This is a genomic window from Pseudomonas sp. MYb60 (assembly GCF_002979555.1).
Lineage (GTDB): Bacteria > Pseudomonadota > Gammaproteobacteria > Pseudomonadales > Pseudomonadaceae > Aquipseudomonas.
This window is the reverse complement of sequence record NZ_PCOZ01000001.1, coordinates 281077-299476: the sequence shown is the minus strand read 5'-3', so window position 1 is coordinate 299476 and position 18400 is coordinate 281077. Positions and strand designations below refer to the sequence as shown.

Genomic DNA, 18400 nt, shown 5'->3' with positions numbered 1-18400 from the left:
GCCAGCTCAGCGACACCCGCCCTTATGAAATAATGTATCTTTTATTAATAAGTACATTTTGGTGCAGAAAAGTAACATCGCCCCTTTCCAGGCCCCAAAAAAGTGCCACCGACGTGGCGCAGGGTGACAGGCGCAACTTATGAGAGAATCCCCGGCCACCGTCCCCTGCCCCCAGAGAAAGCGATGAAAGCAGTGTCCGCCTCGGCCTCCCGCTACGCGATGATTCACCAGGTATTGCGCGACGCGATCGTCAGCGGCACCGCGCGCCACGGCCTGGTGTTGCTGGAAGCACCGCTGGCCGAATTGTTCGGCACCAGCCGCGTGCCGGTGCGCAAGGCGCTGGATTTACTGCATGACGAAGGCTTGATCTGCCGCTTCGATGGCCGCGGTTATTTGATCAATCCCGAGGGCCTGGCCATGGAGCCGCTGCGCCTGCCCTTGAGCCATGCGCACCTGGGCCTGAACGGCGAGGATGAACTGGTCGACACACGGCCGCTGGGGGAGCGGATCGTCGAGGAAATCGGCGCGGCATTGTCCACCTGCATTGCTTTCGGCCACTACCGGCTGGATGAACAAGCCGCGGCCGATCACTACGGCGTCAGCCGCGCGGTGGTGCGTGAAGCGCTGATGCGCCTGCGCGACCGCGGCCTGGTGGAAAAGGAGCCCTACTCCCAATGGCTGGCTGGCCCGTTGACCGCACGGGAAGTGACTGAAGACTACGAACTGCGTGCCTGCCTGGAGCCCGAAGCCCTGCGTCAGAGCGCGCCTGGCCTGGACCGCGACATGCTCGAGGCGATGTTGCAGCGCGTGCTGGATGCCCAGGAAAGCCCCCAGTGCAGCCTGGAAACCATCGAACAGATCGAGGAAGACTTGCACCAGCGCTGCCTGGCCGGGCTGCAGAACCGCAAGATCGCGGCGCTGATCCGCCAGGGCCAGAGCCCGATGATCATCAGCCGGATTTTCTACCGGTTGTTGGGGATCGGCGCTGATCCGGCGATGTTGGCCGAACATCGCTTGATCCTGGAGTTGTTGTTGCATGGCGCGTTCGATGCGGCGGCGTTGAATCTGCGTGAGCATTTGCAGCGCGCCCGGCAGCGGATGCTGCAGCGGTTGAAGGTGTTGTCGGTGCTGCCGGAACAACCCCTGCCCAGCTACCTGCACAAAATCAGCTGACTGCACGCCATTCAAAAAGTGGGAGCAAGCCCGCCCTCACCTTTGGCTCTGCGGTGTGCTGAAAAAATCATGCAATATGTTGCTATCTCGTCCCCACCATTGAAACCACCGCTGCCGCGCCCCATCTAACCTCCATACTTCCTTATGCAGGTGCCCCATGAGCGACCAGCAAGAATTCCCCGAATACGATCTCAACGATTACGCAGACCCCGAAAACGCTGAATCCCACTCGTCCAACACTGGCCTGGCCCTGCCCGGGCAGAACCTGCCGGACAAGGTCTACATCATCCCGATCCACAACCGGCCTTTCTTCCCCGCGCAAGTGCTGCCGGTGATCGTCAACGAAGAACCCTGGGCCGAGACCCTGGAGCTGGTGAGCAAGTCCGACCACCACAACCTGGCGCTGTTCTTCATGGACACGCCGCCGGAAGACCCACGCCATTTCGACACCTCCAGCCTGCCGCTGTACGGCACGTTGGTGAAGGTGCACCACGCCAGCCGCGAGAACGGCAAGCTGCAATTCGTGGCCCAGGGCCTGACCCGTGTGCGCATCAAGACCTGGCTCAAGCACCACCGTCCGCCGTACCTGGTGGAAGTCGAATACCCGCACCAGCCGACCCAGCCCACCGACGAGGTGAAGGCCTACGGCATGGCGCTGATCAACGCGATCAAGGAACTGCTGCCGCTCAACCCGCTGTACAGCGAAGAGTTGAAGAACTATCTCAACCGCTTCAGCCCCAACGACCCCTCGCCGCTCACCGACTTCGCCGCCGCGCTCACCTCGGCCACCGGTAACGAGTTGCAAGAAGTGCTGGACTGCGTACCCATGCTCAAGCGCATGGAAAAAGTCCTGCCGATGCTGCGCAAAGAGGTCGAAGTCGCGCGCCTGCAAAAAGAGTTGTCCGCCGAGGTGAATCGCAAGATCGGCGAGCACCAGCGCGAGTTTTTCCTCAAGGAACAACTCAAGGTCATCCAGCAGGAACTGGGGCTGACCAAGGACGACCGCAGTGCCGATGTCGAGCAATTCGAGCAGCGCCTGGAAGGCAAGGTGCTGCCGCCCCAGGCACAGAAACGCATCGATGAAGAACTGAACAAATTGTCGATCCTGGAAACCGGCTCGCCGGAATACGCGGTGACGCGCAACTACCTGGACTGGGCCACCTCGGTGCCGTGGGGCGTGTACGGCGAGGACAAGCTCAACCTCAAGCACGCGCGCAAGGTGCTGGATAAACACCATGCGGGCCTTGACGACATCAAGAGCCGCATCCTCGAATTCCTCGCGGTGGGCGCCTACAAAGGCGAAGTCGCCGGCTCCATCGTGCTGTTGGTCGGCCCGCCGGGCGTGGGCAAGACCAGCGTCGGCAAATCCATCGCCGAGTCGCTGGGGCGGCCGTTCTATCGCTTCAGTGTTGGCGGCATGCGCGACGAGGCCGAGATCAAGGGCCATCGCCGCACCTACATCGGTGCCCTGCCGGGCAAGCTGGTGCAGGCGCTCAAGGATGTGGAAGTGATGAACCCGGTGATCATGCTCGACGAGATCGACAAGATGGGCCAGAGCTTCCAGGGCGACCCCGCGTCAGCGCTGCTGGAGACCCTCGACCCGGAGCAGAACGTCGAATTCCTCGATCACTACCTGGACCTGCGCCTGGACCTGTCCAAAGTGCTGTTCGTGTGCACCGCCAACACCTTGGACTCGATCCCCGGCCCGTTGCTGGACCGTATGGAAGTGATTCGCCTGTCGGGCTATATCACCGAGGAAAAAGTCGCCATCGCCAAGCGCCACCTGTGGCCAAAACAGCTGGAAAAAGCCGGCGTGGCGAAAACCAGCCTGACCATCAGCGACGGCGCCCTGCGCGCATTGATCGACGGGTACGCCCGCGAAGCCGGTGTACGTCAGTTGGAGAAACAGCTGGGCAAGCTGGTGCGCAAGGCAGTGGTCAAGTTGCTGGATGAGCCGGACTCGGTGATCAAGATCGGCAACAGGGACCTGGAAAGCTCCCTGGGCGTGCCAGTGTTCCGCAACGAACAGGTGCTGTCGGGCACCGGTGTGATCACTGGCCTGGCGTGGACCAGCATGGGCGGCGCGACCTTGCCGATCGAAGCGACGCGTATTCACACGCTCAACCGTGGGTTCAAGCTCACCGGGCAGTTGGGTGAGGTGATGAAAGAGTCTGCCGAAATTGCCTACAGCTACATCAGCTCGAACCTGAAGTCGTTTGGCGGTGATGCGAAATTCTTCGATGAGGCCTTCGTGCACTTGCACGTGCCGGAAGGCGCTACGCCCAAGGACGGCCCGAGCGCGGGCGTGACCATGGCCAGTGCGCTGTTGTCGCTGGCGCGGAACCAGCCGCCGAAAAAAGGCGTGGCCATGACCGGCGAGCTGACGCTGACCGGGCATGTATTGCCGATTGGCGGGGTGCGCGAGAAAGTGATTGCAGCGCGCCGCCAGAAGATCCACGAATTGATCCTGCCGGAACCGAACCGTGGCAGTTATGAAGAGTTGCCGGAGTACCTGAAGGAAGGCATGACCGTGCACTTTGCCAAGCGGTTTGCGGATGTGGCGAAGGTGCTGTTCTGATAGCGCAGTAGGGCCTGAGGTGGCCTCATCGGGGGCAAGCCCCTCCCACACGTTGATGTGTGCATGCATACACATGTGGGAGGGGGCTTGCCCCCGATGGCGTCAACCGCCCTACCGCTCCCCTACCTGTCACACCATGTCTCATCTTCGGTTATGCTCGCCCTTCGTCGCCAATCAACGGAGCCTCCATGACCGCAGCCCGCCTGCTTCTCCCCCTGAGCCTTGCCCTGCTCGCCGCGTGCGCCAGTACGCCCAAGCAAAACGTCACCGTGGACAACCAGAGCGCCTGCCCGCTGCAACTCAAGTCCGGGCAAAACTTGATCCTCACCCTGCCGAGCAATCCCACCACCGGCTATCGCTGGTCCATCCAGGACTCTGCCGGCGGCGTGCTGCGCGCATTGAGCCCAGAGGTCTATAGCAGTTCCGAGACCGGTGTGATTGGCGGCGGCGGTCAATCCACCTGGCGCTTCCAGGCGTTCACCAGCGGCCAGGGCCGTTTGCGGCTGACGTCCCAACAGCCGTGGGAACCGGAAGCCGAGCCGGCTGAAACCTTCGACTGCACGATTACGGTGAACTGATACGCGCACGTGCGGGCCAAGTTGGCTAAAATGCCGGCTTTTCCCCCATCAATGCCGGAACAACCGTGAGCAAAGAACCCGATCGCCTATTCGCCCAGCCCCTGCCCCAGGTGCCGGACTTCGCCTTTAACGAGGACGTGGTACGGGTGTTCCCGGACATGATCAAGCGCTCGGTACCCGGTTACCCGACCATCGTCGAGAACCTCGGCGTACTCGCAGCACAGTTTGCCCAGCCCAATAGCGTGCTCTACGACCTGGGTTCGTCCCTGGGCGCCGTCACCCAGGCCTTGCGTCGCCACGTGCGCACCGACGGCTGCCGGGTGATCGCGGTGGATAACTCGGCGGCCATGGTCGAGCGCTGCCGCGAGTACCTCAATGGCCAGGACTCGATGTTCCAGGAGCTGTTGCCGGTGGAGGTGGTCGAGGGCGATATCCTGGCGTTGCAGTTCCAGCCGGCCTCGGTGGTGGCATTGAACTTCACCCTGCAATTCATCGTTCCCGAAGAGCGCCTGGCGTTGCTCGCGCGTATCCGCCACTCGCTGTTGCCGGGAGGCGCGCTGATTCTCTCGGAAAAGCTGCGCTTCAATGATCCGCAGGAGCACGCGCTACTCACCGACCTGCATGTCGCGTTCAAGCGCGCCAACGGCTACAGCGAGCTGGAAATCGCCCAGAAACGCAGTGCCATCGAAAACGTCATGAAGCCCGACAGCCTCGAAGAACACCGCGAACGCCTGTTGGCGGCCGGGTTCTCGAAAGTCGTGCCGTGGTTCCAGTGTCTTAACTTTGCCTCGTTGATTGCCTTGCCATGATTGATCTGTCTCCCCTCGCCCGCCACTTGGTCGGCACCCCCCTGGCCGTGTGGGCCCAGGGCCTGCAAGCGCAACTCGATAGCAAAATGGAGAAAGGTCATGGTGACCTGGAACGTTGGCAGAGTGCACTGGATGCCTTGCCGAAGATCCAGCCCAACGACGTGGACTTGCTCAACGGCCTGACCCTCGACACCGATTGCGACGACGACACCCGCGCCCAAATGCATACCGCGCTGATGGGCCTGAGCCCGTGGCGCAAAGGGCCGTTCCACCTGTTCGGTGTGCACGTCGACACCGAGTGGCGCTCGGACTGGAAGTGGTCGCGGGTGGCACCGCACTTGAACCTCAAGGGCAAGCGCATCCTCGACGTGGGCTGCGGCAACGGCTACTACATGTGGCGCATGCTCGGTGCCGGGGCCGACAGTGTGATTGGCGTGGACCCGAACTGGTTGTTCTTCTGCCAGTTCCAGGCGGTGCAACGCTATTTGTCCGAGCCTAAGGCCTGGCACTTGCCGTTCCCGTTTGAAGACCTGCCGGCGAACCTGGAAGGCTTCGACACTGTGTTTTCGATGGGTGTGTTCTATCACCGTCGCTCGCCGATTGAGCATTTGCTGGCGCTGAAGGACACCTTGGTCAAGGGCGGCGAACTGGTATTGGAAACCTTGGTGGTAGAAGGCGATCAGCAGCAAGTGCTGGTGCCGGAAGACCGCTATGCGCAGATGCGCAACGTGTGGTTCCTGCCGTCGGTACCGGCGCTGATGCTGTGGCTGCGCCGTGCAGGATTCAGCGATGTGCGCTGTGTGGATGTGAGCGTGACCACAGTCGAGGAACAACGGGGGACGGAGTGGATGAAGTACCAGTCGTTGAGTGATTTCCTTGATCCTGAGGATCACAGCAAGACTGTAGAAGGGCTGCCGGCGCCGATGCGGGCGGTGATCATCGCCAAGAAGTAACCCTGAGATCTCCCTGAATAAATGGAGATCAAAATGTGGGAGGGGCGGTGTTGGTTAGATGGGTGGTTTGGCTCTTCGGGCTTTGAAGAACTCGCTCAGCACCGTGCCGCATTCTTCTGCCAACACCCCACCTTCGAACAGCACCCTGTGATTGAGAAAACCCTGGGTAAAAAACTGCCCCTGGCTCTGCACAATCCCGGCCTTGGGCTCCAACGCGCCATACACCACCCGCGCCACCCGTGAATGCACGATCAGGCCCGCGCACATGCTGCACGGCTCCAGGGTCACATACAGGGTGCTGCCCACCAGGCGGTAATTGCTGATGGCTTGCGCGGCGGCGCGGATGGCGACCATCTCGGCGTGAGCGCTGGGGTCGTTACCGCTGATGGGGCAGTTGAAGCCGCGGCCGATGATCTCTCCGTCATGCACCAGCACCGCACCCACGGGCACTTCGCCAAGGGCTGCGCCTTGGGCGGCCAGGGCCAGGGCCTCGCGCATGAAGTCCTGGTCACGGCTGCGGTCGATGATGGCGGCGGGGCGAATCTGACGCATCACGCCACCTCGATGGCGGCCATCAGGCCGGTTTCCATGTGGTCGATCACGTGGCAGTGGAACATCCACACCCCCGGGTTATCCGCCACCAGCGCGACGCGGGCGCGTTCGTTCTTGCCCAGCAGGTAGGTGTCGGTGAAATAAGGGATCACCTTGTGGCGGTTCGAGGCGATCACCTTGAAGCTCATGCCATGCAGGTGGATCGGGTGCTGATACTGGGTCATGTTCTTCAATTCGAAAATGTAGCTCTTGCCCTTTTCCAGCTTGGCGATGGGGCGGTCGGCGCAGGTCTTGTCGGTGATGTCCCAGGCCTGGCCATTGATCTGCCAAAGGCTCGGCGGCCGGCCGTCATCGACGGACACGGTGCCGACCCATTCAAAATTGAAGTTGAGTTTCTCGGCGTTGGCCAGGTCCGGTTCGGCAATCGGGTTGGCGGGCAGCGCCGGCGGCCACTCGGTGGGCGCATCGGTGTTGGTCACCGAACGGAACGTGCCGAGGCGCACCGGGCCATTGCGGATCGACAGCTCCTCACCGGCGGGCGGTGCCTTGATCGCCAGGCAGATGCGCATGCCAGGGCCAAGCCAGTATTCCTTGCCCAACGGGCGCGGCTCGATGGGGTTGCCGTCCAGCGCGTAGATCTGCGCCTCGACATCCGGAATGTTGATGCGATAGGTCAGGGTGTTATCGAGGTTGAGCAAACGTACGCGAGTGATCTGCCCGGCCGGCAAATCGATCACTGCCTGGGACACGCCATTGATCGTCGATAACCGCCCGGCAGTCCCCCCGCGTGCCGCTTCACGGGGAATGCTGAAGGCTACGAAGGCGCCCTCCTCGTCCACGTGCCAGCTCTTCAGGCTGAGGGTGCGCTCGTGCTTGAAACCAGTGGGCTCGCGCTCTTCGATGATCAGCGGCCCGACCAGGCCACGGCCGAGTTCTTCACTGCTGTTCACATGGGGGTGATACCAGTAGCTGCCGGCGTCGGGCACACGGAATTTGTAGTCGAAATATTCACCGGGCAAGACCGGCAATTGGGAGACGTAGGGCACGCCGTCCATTTCCAGCGGCAGGCGGATGCCGTGCCAGTGGATGGTGGTGGCGACCGGCAGGTGGTTGATAAAACGCACCCGCAGCCACTCGCCCTGGCGCACACGCAATTCGGTGCCCGGCGCCGAGGGGCCGAACGCCCAGGCTTCGGTCTTGTGGCCGGGTACCAGCTCCACATCCAAAGGTGCGGCGATCAGCTCGTAATCATGCCCCGCTTCGGCCTCGGCGACTTTCCCCAGCCAGTAGCGGTAGGCGCCACCGGCACCGACGCCTACGACGGCCAGGCCTGCAAGACCACCCAGGATTTGTCGACGGGAAAAGGATCGGGACACAACAACCTCACGTATCTGCCGCAGGCCCAGGGCCTGCAAAAGGCGGATACGATACACCTGCATCGGCTAAACAGTAAGGCTTCTCATGTGGGAGGGGCTTTCCCCCGATAGCGGTGTGTCAATCAGCCTATCGGTAGCACACCCATTGCCATCGGGGGCAAGTCCCCTCCCACATTGGATCTTCGGCGTTCTTTAGGCCTTTGCAGCAGCCAGGATCAAGGCCTTCATCTCGGCCACCGCGCCTTTGAAACCGACGAACAGTGCATGGGCCACCAGCGCGTGGCCGATGTTCAGCTCGTTGATGCCCTTGATCGCGGCCACGGCTTCGACGTTGTGGTAGTGCAGGCCATGACCAGCATTGACGATCAAACCTTCACGCAGCCCAACAGCAACACCGTCAATGATGCGCTGCAGTTCATCAGCCACTTCAGTTGGCGTGGTGGCATCGGCATAACGCCCTGTGTGCAGTTCGATGGCCGGCGCGCCAACACGGCGCGATGCTTCGATCTGGCGCTCGTCGGCGTCGATGAACAGCGAGACTTCACTGCCGATCTGCGACAGGCGGTCCACCGCGGCCTTGATCCGCGCTTCCTGGCCGGCCACATCGAGGCCGCCTTCGGTGGTGAGTTCCTGGCGAGTTTCCGGCACCAGGCAGATGTGCGCCGGGCGGATGCGCTCGGCGAACGCCATCATCTCCTCGGTGACCCCCATTTCGAAGTTCATGCGGGTTTGCAGCACGTCCTTGAGCAGCAACACATCGCGCTCCTGGATATGGCGGCGGTCTTCGCGCAGGTGCACGGTGATGCCGTCGGCGCCCGCTTCTTCGGCGTCCAGCGCGGCCTTGACCGGGTCAGGGTAACGGGTGCCCCGGGCCTGGCGCAGGGTAGCGACGTGGTCGATGTTGACGCCAAGAAGAATGCGATTGCTGGTGCTCACGGAAGCGCTCCTGAATAGGGAAAGAAACGCTGCACAGCATACACGGGGTTGTCAGGGCTTTCGAAACAACTCGCGGCTGACCAGTGGCCGCCCACCCAAATGCACGGCCAGGGCCTGGCGCATCAGGCGCTTGGCAGCGGACAAGGCCCCGGGTGCGGTCCAGTCAGCCTCGCTCATCGCCAGCAACTCGGTGCCCTGAAACAGGCCAGGTTGCAGCAGGTACACGCGTTCGAGGCCGGCGTCGACTTGCAGGCGGTACATGCCGTCGGCAGCGATGGGCTCACCGTGAAGGTCGTTGTCCAGCTCGAAGCCGTAGCCCAAGTCGTCCAGCAGGCGCCATTCAAAGGCGCGCAGCAGCGGCTCCAGCGGGCGGCCTTCAGCCAGGGCGAGCAAGGTGGCGGCGTAGTGATCGAACACCGCCGGGTGCGGGTCTTCGGCGGGCAGCAGGCGGATCAGCAGCTCATTGAGGTAGAGCCCGCTGAACAATGCATCGCCGTTGAGCCACGCAGAGGCACCGACGCTTTCCAGGCGGCCGACGTTTTTCAGCTCACCTTTGCCGCGAAACTCCACGTCCAACGCCACAAACGGCCGCGCCTGCGTGCCCGCCTTGCCCCGCGCGCTGCGCAAGACGGCGCGAAGGCGGCCTTGGGGCGTGAGGAAGTCCACCAGCGCGCTGGTCTCACGGTAGGCGCGGCTGTGCAGGACGTAGGCGGGTTGGCTGAGGGATTGGGACATGGAGGCTCGCTGCTGGAATGCGTTGTTGAACACTACACACACCGAATGTGGGAGGGGGCTTGCCCCCGATGGCAGTGTGTCAGTCACTTATGTGTCAACTGAACCACGGCTATCGGGGGCAAGCCCCCTCCCACATGTGTACTGCGGTGCGCTTAGAGGTCGCCGTAGCCGAGAGAGCGCAGTGCGCGCTCATCGTCGGACCAGCCGCCTTTCACCTTCACCCACAGGTTGAGCATGATCTTGGAGTCGAACAGCAGCTCCATATCCTTGCGCGCTTCGGTGCCGATGCGCTTGATGCGCTCGCCCTTGTCGCCAATGATGATTTTCTTCTGGCCGTCACGTTCGACGAGGATCAGCGCATGGATATGCAAGGTCTTGCCCTGCTGCTTGAACTCTTCGATTTCGACGGTGATCTGGTACGGCAGCTCGGCGCCCATCTGGCGCATGATTTTCTCGCGCACCAGCTCGGCGGCAAGAAAACGGCTGCTGCGGTCGGTGATCTGGTCTTCCGGGAAGAAGTGCTCGTTCTCCGGCAAGTGTTCGGCGATCACGCGCTCCAGGGCTTCAAGGTTGTGACCGTGCTGGGCCGAGATCGGGATGATCTGGGCGTTCGGCAGTTGCTCCTGCAGCCAGCTCAGGTGCGGCATCAGCTCGGCCTTGTCTTCGATGCGGTCGGTCTTGTTCAGCGCAACGATCAAGGGGCCGGTGACGTACTGCACACGTTCGAGGACCATCTGATCCTCGTCGGTCCACTTGGTGCGGTCCACCACGAAGATCACCACGTCGACGTCTTTCAACGCCGCCGAAGCGGTCTTGTTCATGTAGCGGTTGAGGGCCTTTTCGCCCCCCTTGTGCATGCCCGGGGTGTCGACGTAGACCGCTTGCACGTTGCCTTCGGTCTTGATACCCAGCATGTTGTGACGGGTGGTCTGCGGCTTGCGCGAAGTGATCGCGAGCTTTTGCCCGAGGATGTGGTTGAGCAGCGTGGACTTGCCCACGTTCGGGCGGCCGACAATGGCAACATAGCCACAGCGTGTTGCGGTTGAATCAGTCATGGCCATTCTCCACGCCCAGGGCAATCAGTGCTGCGGCGGCCGCTACCTGTTCGGCAATACGACGGCTCACACCCTGACCTCGGCTTTTTTCGTTCAGTAAGGTGATTTCACATTCCACGAAGAATACACGGCAATGCGGCTCACCCTGGATATCCACCACTTCATAGCGTGGCAGTTCGCACCCGCGGGACTGCAGGAATTCCTGCAGGCGGGTCTTGGGATCTTTGTTGGTGTCGACCAGCGTCAGGCTCTCGATCTCGGAGGTCAGCCAGGCGGTGACACGCTCCTTGGCCGCTTCCATGCCTGCGTCGAGGTAGATCGCGCCAATCAGCGCTTCGAGGGCGTCGGCCAGGATCGACTCGCGGCGAAAACCGCCGCTCTTCAACTCGCCGGAGCCCAGGCGCAGGTATTCGCCGAGGCCGAAACCACGGGCCAGCACGGCAAGGGTCTCTCCCTTCACCAGGCGCGCGCGCAGGCGCGACAGCTGGCCTTCACGGGCTTGGGGAAAACGCTCGAACAGCGCTTCACCGGCGACGAAATTGAGGATGGCATCACCGAGGAATTCCAGGCGTTCGTTGTTACGCCCTGCAAAGCTGCGGTGTGTGAGGGCAAGGACCATCAATTCCTGGTCCTTGAAGGTGTAGCCGAGCTGGCGCTCGAGACGTGCTAGAGAAACGGTCACGGTTTATCCATATCTAGTTGGTGGCACCGGCGGCCATCGACGATTGACGCAGTGTTCAAATTCAAATCCTGGTAGGTGCCGCATGAGGCCAGAAAATGTCCAAGCCCCAGAAAAGCAGTCGGCGCTGTGTTCACAGCGCCGCTTGTATTACTTGATCAGCCCGACTCGCGAGAAGTTCGGCAGGTGGCTGAGCTTGGGCTCCGGCCAACTCATCCAGACCGCGAAGGCCTTGCCGACAATGTTCTCGTCGGGAACCATGCCCAGCATTTCCTTGGGAATGTTGGGATCGTTCCAATAACGGCTGTCATTGGAGTTGTCACGGTTGTCGCCCATCATGAAATAGTGCCCGGCAGGTACTTTCCACTCGCCATCAGGCTGGCGATAGCGCGACATTTCCTTGCGGATCTGGTGCTCCACCGCGCCAAGCTTCTCCTGATACAGCTCGGCGCTGCCCAGGGAGTTCGGCTCGGAGCCGATCAGCTTTTCAGCCACCGATTCACCGTTGATCAGCAGGCGCTTGTCGCCGGTGTAGCGAATCACGTCGCCCGGCAGGCCGACCACACGCTTGATGTAGTTGACGTTCGGATCACTCGGGAAGCGAAACACCATCACATCGCCGCGTTGCGGGTCACCGATCTCGATGACTTTCTTGTCGATCACCGGCAGGCGAATCCCGTAGGAAAACTTGTTCACCAGGATGAAGTCGCCCACGTCCAGGGTAGGTTTCATCGAGCCCGACGGGATCTGAAACGGTTCTACCAGGAACGAACGCAACACCAGCACGATGAACAGCACCGGGAAGAACGACTTGCCGTATTCAACCAGCAAAGGCTCTTTGTTCAGCTTCTCGACCACCACGGCATCGGGCTGGCTGACGCTGCCCTGATACGACGCGATGGCCGCCCGCCGACGCGGGGCGAAGAACACCAGATCAAGCAACGCCAGGAGACCGCAAACGGCAACGGCGATGACCAGCAACAGCGGGAAATTTAGTGACATAGGACCTAACTATCCAACCTGAGCACTGCAAGGAAGGCTTCTTGTGGAACTTCCACGTTGCCGACTTGCTTCATGCGTTTCTTACCGGCCTTTTGCTTCTCAAGCAGCTTGCGCTTACGGCTTACGTCACCGCCGTAGCATTTGGCCAGTACGTTCTTTCTGAGAGCCTTGACGGAGGTCCGTGCAATGATCTGCCCGCCGATGGCGGCCTGGATCGCGACGTCGAACATCTGGCGCGGAATCAGTTCTTTCATCTTCTCGGTCAACTGGCGACCTTTGTAGTGCGCGTTGTCCTTGTGCACGATGAGTGCCAGGGCATCGACCTTGTCGCCGTTGATCAACACGTCCAGTTTCACCAGATTAGCCGATTGGTAACGGTCGAAATGGTAATCCAGCGAAGCATAGCCGCGACTGGTGGATTTGAGACGGTCGAAGAAGTCCAGGACCACTTCGTTCATCGGCATGTCATAGGTCACTTGCACCTGGGTACCGAGGAACAGCATGTCGCGCTGGACGCCACGTTTCTCGATACACAGGGTGATGACGTTGCCCAAGTGCTCCTGCGGCACCAGGATATTGGCCCGCACGATAGGCTCGCGCATGTCTTCAATGGCCGACAGGTCCGGGAGCTTGGACGGGTTATCGACGTAAATCGTTTCACCGGTTTTCAGCAACAACTCGAAAATAACGGTTGGCGCGGTGGTGATCAGGTCCAGGTCGTACTCGCGCTCGAGGCGCTCCTGGATGATTTCCATGTGCAGCATGCCAAGGAAGCCGCAACGGAAGCCGAAGCCCAGGGCGTCGGAGCTTTCCGGGGTGTACTGCAACGACGAGTCGTTGAGGGTCAGCTTTTGCAGGGCTTCGCGGAAGTCTTCGAAGTCGTCGGAGCTGACCGGGAACAGGCCGGCGTAGACCTGTGGCTGGATGCGTTTGAAGCCAGGCAACACGTCGACGTCGGGGGTGCTGCTCAAGGTCAGGGTGTCACCCACTGGCGCACCGTGAATGTCCTTGATACCGGCGATGATGAAGCCTACTTCGCCGGCTTTCAGATCGGTGGTCGCGGTGTGCTTGGGGTTGAACACACCGACGCTGTCCACCAGGTGGATCTTGCCGGTGGACTTGACCAGGATCTTGTCGCCTTTCTTCACACGGCCGTGGCGCACGCGTACCAGGGAAACAACGCCCAGGTAGTTGTCGAACCAGGAGTCGATGATCAACGCTTGCAGCGGATCTTCGTAGTTGCCGGTCGGGGCGGGAATGGTGTGTACCAGGCGCTCGAGCACTTCGTCGACACCCAGGCCGGTCTTGGCGCTGCAGGTGACGGCGTCGGTGGCGTCGATGCCGATGATCTTCTCGATCTCTTCCTTGACGCGCTCAGGCTCGGCCTGGGGCAGGTCGATCTTGTTCAGTACGGGCATGACTTCCAGGCCCTGCTCGATCGCGGTGTAGCAGTTGGCAACCGACTGCGCTTCCACGCCCTGGCCGGCGTCGACCACCAGCAGGGCACCTTCACAGGCCGCCAGGGAACGGCTGACTTCGTAGGTGAAGTCGACGTGGCCCGGGGTGTCAATGAAGTTGAGCTGGTAGGTGATGCCGTCTTTGGCTTTGTAGTACAGCGTTACGCTGTGGGCCTTGATGGTGATCCCGCGCTCGCGCTCAAGGTCCATGGAGTCCAGGACCTGGGCTTCCATTTCACGCTCGGCAAGGCCGCCGCACATCTGGATGAATCGATCGGCCAGCGTCGACTTGCCATGGTCAATGTGGGCGATGATGGAGAAATTGCGGATATGACTCAAATCACTCACGGATCAACACTCAAAAAGGCTGCAGGCAGATTGCCCGCTGAAAAATAGCCGGGAATTGTACCTGATGCTCAGGCCAGACGTCATCTTTGCTGACCAGAACAAAAATGCCCCGATCTCGCGACCGGGGCATTTTTTGTTCATAAGCAGGCTTTCAACCGGCGCGGCGCAACAGCCAGAAGCCGGCCAGGGCACAGATCGCCGTCGGTACCAGCACGGCAAACAGCGGCGAGAAACCGAACACCAGGCTCGACGGGCCGAGCAAGTCCTGGGCAATACGGAAGGTGAAGCCCACCAGCACGCCGGTAAACACGCGCTGGCCCAGGGTCACCGAACGCAGCGGGCCGAAGATGAACGAGATCGCCATCAGCACCAGCGCAGCGGTCACCACTGGCTGCAACACCTTGACCCAGAACGCCAGCCAGTAACGACCGTTATTCAGGCCCTGGTCCTTGAGGTAGTGAATGTAGCCCCACAGCCCGGAGATCGGCAGGCTTTCCGGGACCATCACCACGGTGTTGAGCAATTGCGGCTTGAGGGCGATGTTCCACTCTTCAGTCGGCACATTGATCACTTCGGTGCTGGCCTTGGTGCCCTGGCCCACATTGCGGAAGTAGGTGGTGGTGATGTCGCTCAGTTGCCACTTATCGTCACCGAACTGCGCACGTTTGGCGAAGCTCGACGACAGCAGGTGGCGTTCCTTGTCAAAGGTGTAGCGGGTCACGCCCACCAGCAACCCACCCGGCTGCACGGCGTTGATGTGGATGAATTCATCACCCTGGCGGTGCCACAGGCCATGCTTGGAACTTTGTGCATCGCCCGACCCCTGGGCCAGGGCGCGATTGGCCTGGGCGGTGGTTTCGGCCGGTGGCGCCACGTATTCGCCGATCAGCACGCTGCACGCCATCAGCAGCAGCATGGGTTTCATCACTGCCCAGACGATACGACCAATGGACACACCGGCGGCGCGCATGATGGTGAGTTCGCTATTGCTGGCCAGGCTGCCCAGGCCAATGAGGCAGCCGATCAGCGCAGCCATCGGCATCATGTCGTAGAGACGGCGCGGCGCGGTGAGGGCCACGTAGCTCAGCACGTGCCACACGGTGTAGGTGTCGCTGACGCTGCCCACTTCATCAATGAAGGCAAACAGCGAGGCCAGGCCCAGGATGATGCCCAATACCGCCAAAATGGCGATCAGTACGCTGCTACCAATGTAGCGATCGAGCTTAGCCACGAGCCAACTCCTTCTGGCCACGACGGCTCTTCATGTTCAAACGGATCGGTTCCCAATAGAGCAGCCCCAGGCCGATCACCAGGAAGATGCCGTGCACCCACCACAGGCCCAGGGTCGGCGACAGCTTGCCCTTCTCCAGGGCGCCACGGGCGGAAATCAGGATGGTGAGGTAAGCCATGTACAGCAGGATCGCCGGCAACAGCTTGAGGAATCGGCCTTGGCGCGGGTTGACGCGCGACAGCGGCACCGCCATCAGGGTGACGATAAACACCAGCAACGGCAGGGAAAGGCGCCATTGCAGCTCGGCAATGGAGCGCAGTTCCTTGCTGCCGAACAGGTCCTTGGTAGGGATGGCATCGCGGTCAGTGACTTCGCCGCTGACGTCCGGACGCTCCAGCATCACGCCATAGGTGTCGTACTGGATGGCGCGATAGTCGGCCTGGCCTGGGCTGCCGTCATAGCGATAGCCGTTTTCCAGGATCAGGTAGCGACTGCCGTCCGGGCGCACTTCCTGGCGGCCGGAGTCGGCTACCAGCACGGAAATGCCACGGTCTTTCTTGTCCTGGCCCAGGCGCTTCTCGGAGATGAACACGCCGCCGAGGTTGGCACGGTCTTCAGTCAGGGTCTCGGTGTAGGTCACGCGAGTGCCGTCGTTGAGGGCCTGGAAGCGACCCGGCTCGAGGGTGTCGAACTCAGTCATGGCGTCTTGCTTGTTCAGCACCAGCTGGAACTGCATAGCACCCTGGGGCGCCAGGCTCATGCTCAGCCAGGCAACGATCAGCGCGATGCCGGCGGCCGGAATCATGGTCATGCCCAGCAGGCGTTGCTGGCTCATGCCGGTGGCCGAGAGCACGGTCATTTCGCTTTCGAGGTACAGGCGACCGTAGGCCAGCAGGATCCCGAGGAACAGGCCCAGCGGCAGGATCAGTTGCAGGAACCCTGGCAGGCGAAAGCCCATGATCAGGAACAACGAGCCCGGATCCAGGGCGCCGGAGGCAGCCTGGGCCAGGTATTTGACGAAACGACCACTCATGATGATGACCAGCAATACCGCACTCACGGCACTCAGGGTCAACAGGACTTCGCGGGACAGATAACGGAAGACGATCAAACCAGACACTCCAGGGTTGTCAGGCTAAGGCGGCCAAACAAGCAAGCATACCGAGTCAGCCCTTTTGAACAGGGCCAGCTAAAAAGATGGCGCATTATCCTGTGATTGACCGCGCCTGTCACTGCGCAACCTCACGCACATGCACAAAGCGCGTGCCAAGGGTTGTCAGGCTCCGCCGGCGAGGTTCAAACTGCGGCCTTTGTCGCTGGCGGCCTACACGGCTGCCAAGCATTAAAGCCTGGGTACAGTCGCCAGGCTCTCAAGACCTTTATAAGGGACCCGAAAATGGAATTGGTTGTAAAAAGCGTTAGCCCCGAAACGTTGAAAACCGCCACCCTCGTGGTCGCCATCGGCGAAGGCCGCACCCTCGGCGTGGCCGCCAAGCAACTCGACGAACTCAGCGGCGGCGCCATCAGCGCAATCCTCAAGCGCGGCGACCTGGCCGGTAAAGTCGGCCAGAGCCTGCTGCTGCAAAGCCTGCCCAACCTGAAAGCCGACCGCGTGCTGCTGGTGGGCGTGGGCAAGGACGCCGAACTGGGCGACCGCCCGTTCCGCAAGATCATCAGCAGCATCCTCACCACCCTCAAGGGCCTGGGCGGCAGCGATGCGGCACTGGCGCTGGACGAAATCGTCGTCAAGGGCCGTGACAGCTACGGCAAGACCCGCTTGTTGGCCGAAACACTGGTAGACGGCGGTTACATTTTCGATCAGTTCAAGAGCACCAAAGCTGAACCCCGCGCCCTGAAGAAAATCACCCTGCTGACCATCAAGGCCGCCCAGGCTGAAGTGCAGCGCGCCGCGACCCACGCCACGGCCATCGCCAACGGCATGTCGTTCACCCGCGACCTGGGCAACCTGCCGCCAAACATCTGCCACCCGACGTTCCTGGGCGAGCAGGCCAAGGCGCTCGGCAAGGAATTCAAGGGCCTGAAGGTCGAAGTCCTGGATGAGAAAAAGATCAAGGACCTGGGCATGGGCTCGTTCTATGCCGTGGGCCAGGGCAGCGACCAGCCGCCACGCTTGATCGTGATGCAGTACAACGGCGGCAAGAAATCCGAAAAACCTTACGCCCTTGTGGGTAAAGGCATCACCTTCGACACCGGCGGCATCAGCCTCAAGCCGGGTGCCGGCATGGATGAGATGAAGTACGACATGGGCGGCGCCGCCAGCGTGTTCGGTACCCTGCGCGCCGTGCTGGAGCTGAAGCTGCCGATCAACCTGGTGTGCATCCTGGCGTGTGCCGAGAACATGCCGAGCGGCGGCGCGGCGCGTCCTGGCGACATCGTCACCACCATGAGCGGCCAGACGGTCGAAATCCTCAACACCGACGCCGAAGGCCGCCTGGTGCTGTGCGATGCCCTGACCTACGCCGAGCGCTTCAAGCCGCAAGCCGTGATCGACATCGCCACACTGACCGGCGCCTGCATCGTCGCCCTGGGCTCCCACACTTCGGGCCTGCTGGGTAACAGCGACGAACTGATCGAGCAATTGCTCAGCGCCGGCAAGTCTGCCGACGACCGTGCCTGGCAATTGCCGCTGTTCGATGAGTACCAGGAACAGCTGGACAGCCCGTTCGCCGACATCGCCAATATCGGTGGCCCGAAAGCCGGCACCATCACTGCGGCGTGCTTCCTGTCGCGGTTTGCCAAGAACTTCAACTGGGCTCACCTGGACATCGCCGGCACCGCCTGGACCAGCGGCGGCAAGGACAAAGGCGCCACCGGCCGTCCGGTGCCCCTGCTGACCCAGTACCTGCTGGATCGCGCCAAGGCCTGACCCCTGCAGGAGCGAGCTTGCTCGCGAAAACCTTGAGGACAACGCGTTAAT

16 protein-coding genes are annotated in these 18400 nt (G+C 61.5%); 6 read left to right on the top strand and 10 right to left on the bottom strand.

The features are described 5' to 3' along the window. The first annotated feature begins 183 nt into the window (after positions 1-183). The 5 genes from CQ041_RS01405 to cmoB all read left to right on the top strand — a co-directional run bounded on the left by CQ041_RS01405 (position 184) and on the right by cmoB (position 6091). Complete coding sequence (locus tag CQ041_RS01405; protein ID WP_105520728.1) at positions 184-1173, top strand: GntR family transcriptional regulator; 990 nt, start codon at positions 184-186, stop codon at positions 1171-1173. A gap of 157 nt (positions 1174-1330) precedes the next feature. Then, positions 1331-3751, top strand: coding sequence for an endopeptidase La (lon, locus tag CQ041_RS01400; protein ID WP_105520729.1), 2421 nt, complete (start codon positions 1331-1333; stop codon positions 3749-3751). Between the two features lie 188 nt (positions 3752-3939). Then, the gene (locus CQ041_RS01395; protein ID WP_105520730.1) at positions 3940-4329 is read left to right on the top strand and encodes a protease inhibitor I42 family protein; all 390 of its coding nucleotides are present in this window, start codon (positions 3940-3942) and stop codon (positions 4327-4329) included. 65 nt (positions 4330-4394) lie between these two features. Then, a complete protein-coding gene (gene cmoA / locus CQ041_RS01390; protein ID WP_105520731.1) occupies positions 4395-5138 on the top strand; it encodes a carboxy-S-adenosyl-L-methionine synthase CmoA in 744 nt (247 codons plus the stop codon). Beyond that, a complete protein-coding gene (gene cmoB, locus CQ041_RS01385) occupies positions 5135-6091 on the top strand; it encodes a tRNA 5-methoxyuridine(34)/uridine 5-oxyacetic acid(34) synthase CmoB (protein ID WP_105520732.1) in 957 nt (318 codons plus the stop codon). The genes cmoA and cmoB overlap by 4 nt, the downstream gene beginning before the upstream one ends. 54 nt (positions 6092-6145) lie before the next feature. Here cmoB and tadA read toward each other — a convergent pair whose 3' ends face one another. From tadA to lptF, 10 genes are all read right to left on the bottom strand, one after another. Beyond that, positions 6146-6643 (bottom strand): tRNA adenosine(34) deaminase TadA, encoded by a 498-nt coding sequence (gene tadA / locus CQ041_RS01380; protein WP_105520733.1) that lies wholly within the window; start codon positions 6641-6643, stop codon positions 6146-6148. Further along, entirely contained in the window at positions 6643-8019 is a 1377-nt protein-coding gene (locus CQ041_RS01375; RefSeq protein ID WP_105520967.1) for a multicopper oxidase family protein, read from the bottom strand. The genes tadA and CQ041_RS01375 overlap by 1 nt, the downstream gene beginning before the upstream one ends. Positions 8020-8211: 192 nt before the next feature. Continuing rightward, positions 8212-8955, bottom strand: a complete 744-nt coding sequence (pdxJ, locus tag CQ041_RS01370; protein ID WP_105520734.1) for a pyridoxine 5'-phosphate synthase — start codon at positions 8953-8955, stop codon at positions 8212-8214. 51 nt (positions 8956-9006) lie between these two features. Next, complete coding sequence (recO, locus tag CQ041_RS01365) at positions 9007-9690, bottom strand: DNA repair protein RecO (protein WP_105520735.1); 684 nt, start codon at positions 9688-9690, stop codon at positions 9007-9009. A gap of 152 nt (positions 9691-9842) precedes the next feature. Next, positions 9843-10745 (bottom strand): GTPase Era, encoded by a 903-nt coding sequence (era, locus tag CQ041_RS01360; RefSeq protein WP_028618988.1) that lies wholly within the window; start codon positions 10743-10745, stop codon positions 9843-9845. Continuing rightward, entirely contained in the window at positions 10738-11427 is a 690-nt protein-coding gene (gene rnc / locus CQ041_RS01355) for a ribonuclease III (RefSeq protein WP_012722401.1), read from the bottom strand. The genes era and rnc overlap by 8 nt, the downstream gene beginning before the upstream one ends. Before the next feature lie 147 nt (positions 11428-11574). Next, on the bottom strand, positions 11575-12426 hold the full coding sequence (gene lepB / locus CQ041_RS01350) for a signal peptidase I (RefSeq protein ID WP_105520736.1): 852 nt from the start codon (positions 12424-12426) through the stop codon (positions 11575-11577). 5 nt (positions 12427-12431) lie between these two features. After that, positions 12432-14231, bottom strand: a complete 1800-nt coding sequence (gene lepA / locus CQ041_RS01345) for a translation elongation factor 4 (RefSeq protein WP_032877619.1) — start codon at positions 14229-14231, stop codon at positions 12432-12434. A gap of 151 nt (positions 14232-14382) precedes the next feature. Beyond that, on the bottom strand, positions 14383-15462 hold the full coding sequence (lptG, locus tag CQ041_RS01340; protein WP_105520737.1) for an LPS export ABC transporter permease LptG: 1080 nt from the start codon (positions 15460-15462) through the stop codon (positions 14383-14385). Continuing rightward, complete coding sequence (lptF, locus tag CQ041_RS01335; protein WP_105520738.1) at positions 15455-16573, bottom strand: LPS export ABC transporter permease LptF; 1119 nt, start codon at positions 16571-16573, stop codon at positions 15455-15457. Before lptF ends, lptG begins: the two co-directional genes overlap by 8 nt. A gap of 285 nt (positions 16574-16858) precedes the next feature. On the opposite strand from lptF, the gene CQ041_RS01330 reads away from it, so the two are divergent. Then, on the top strand, positions 16859-18349 hold the full coding sequence (locus tag CQ041_RS01330) for a leucyl aminopeptidase (protein ID WP_105520739.1): 1491 nt from the start codon (positions 16859-16861) through the stop codon (positions 18347-18349). The last annotated feature ends 51 nt before the right edge of the window (positions 18350-18400 follow it).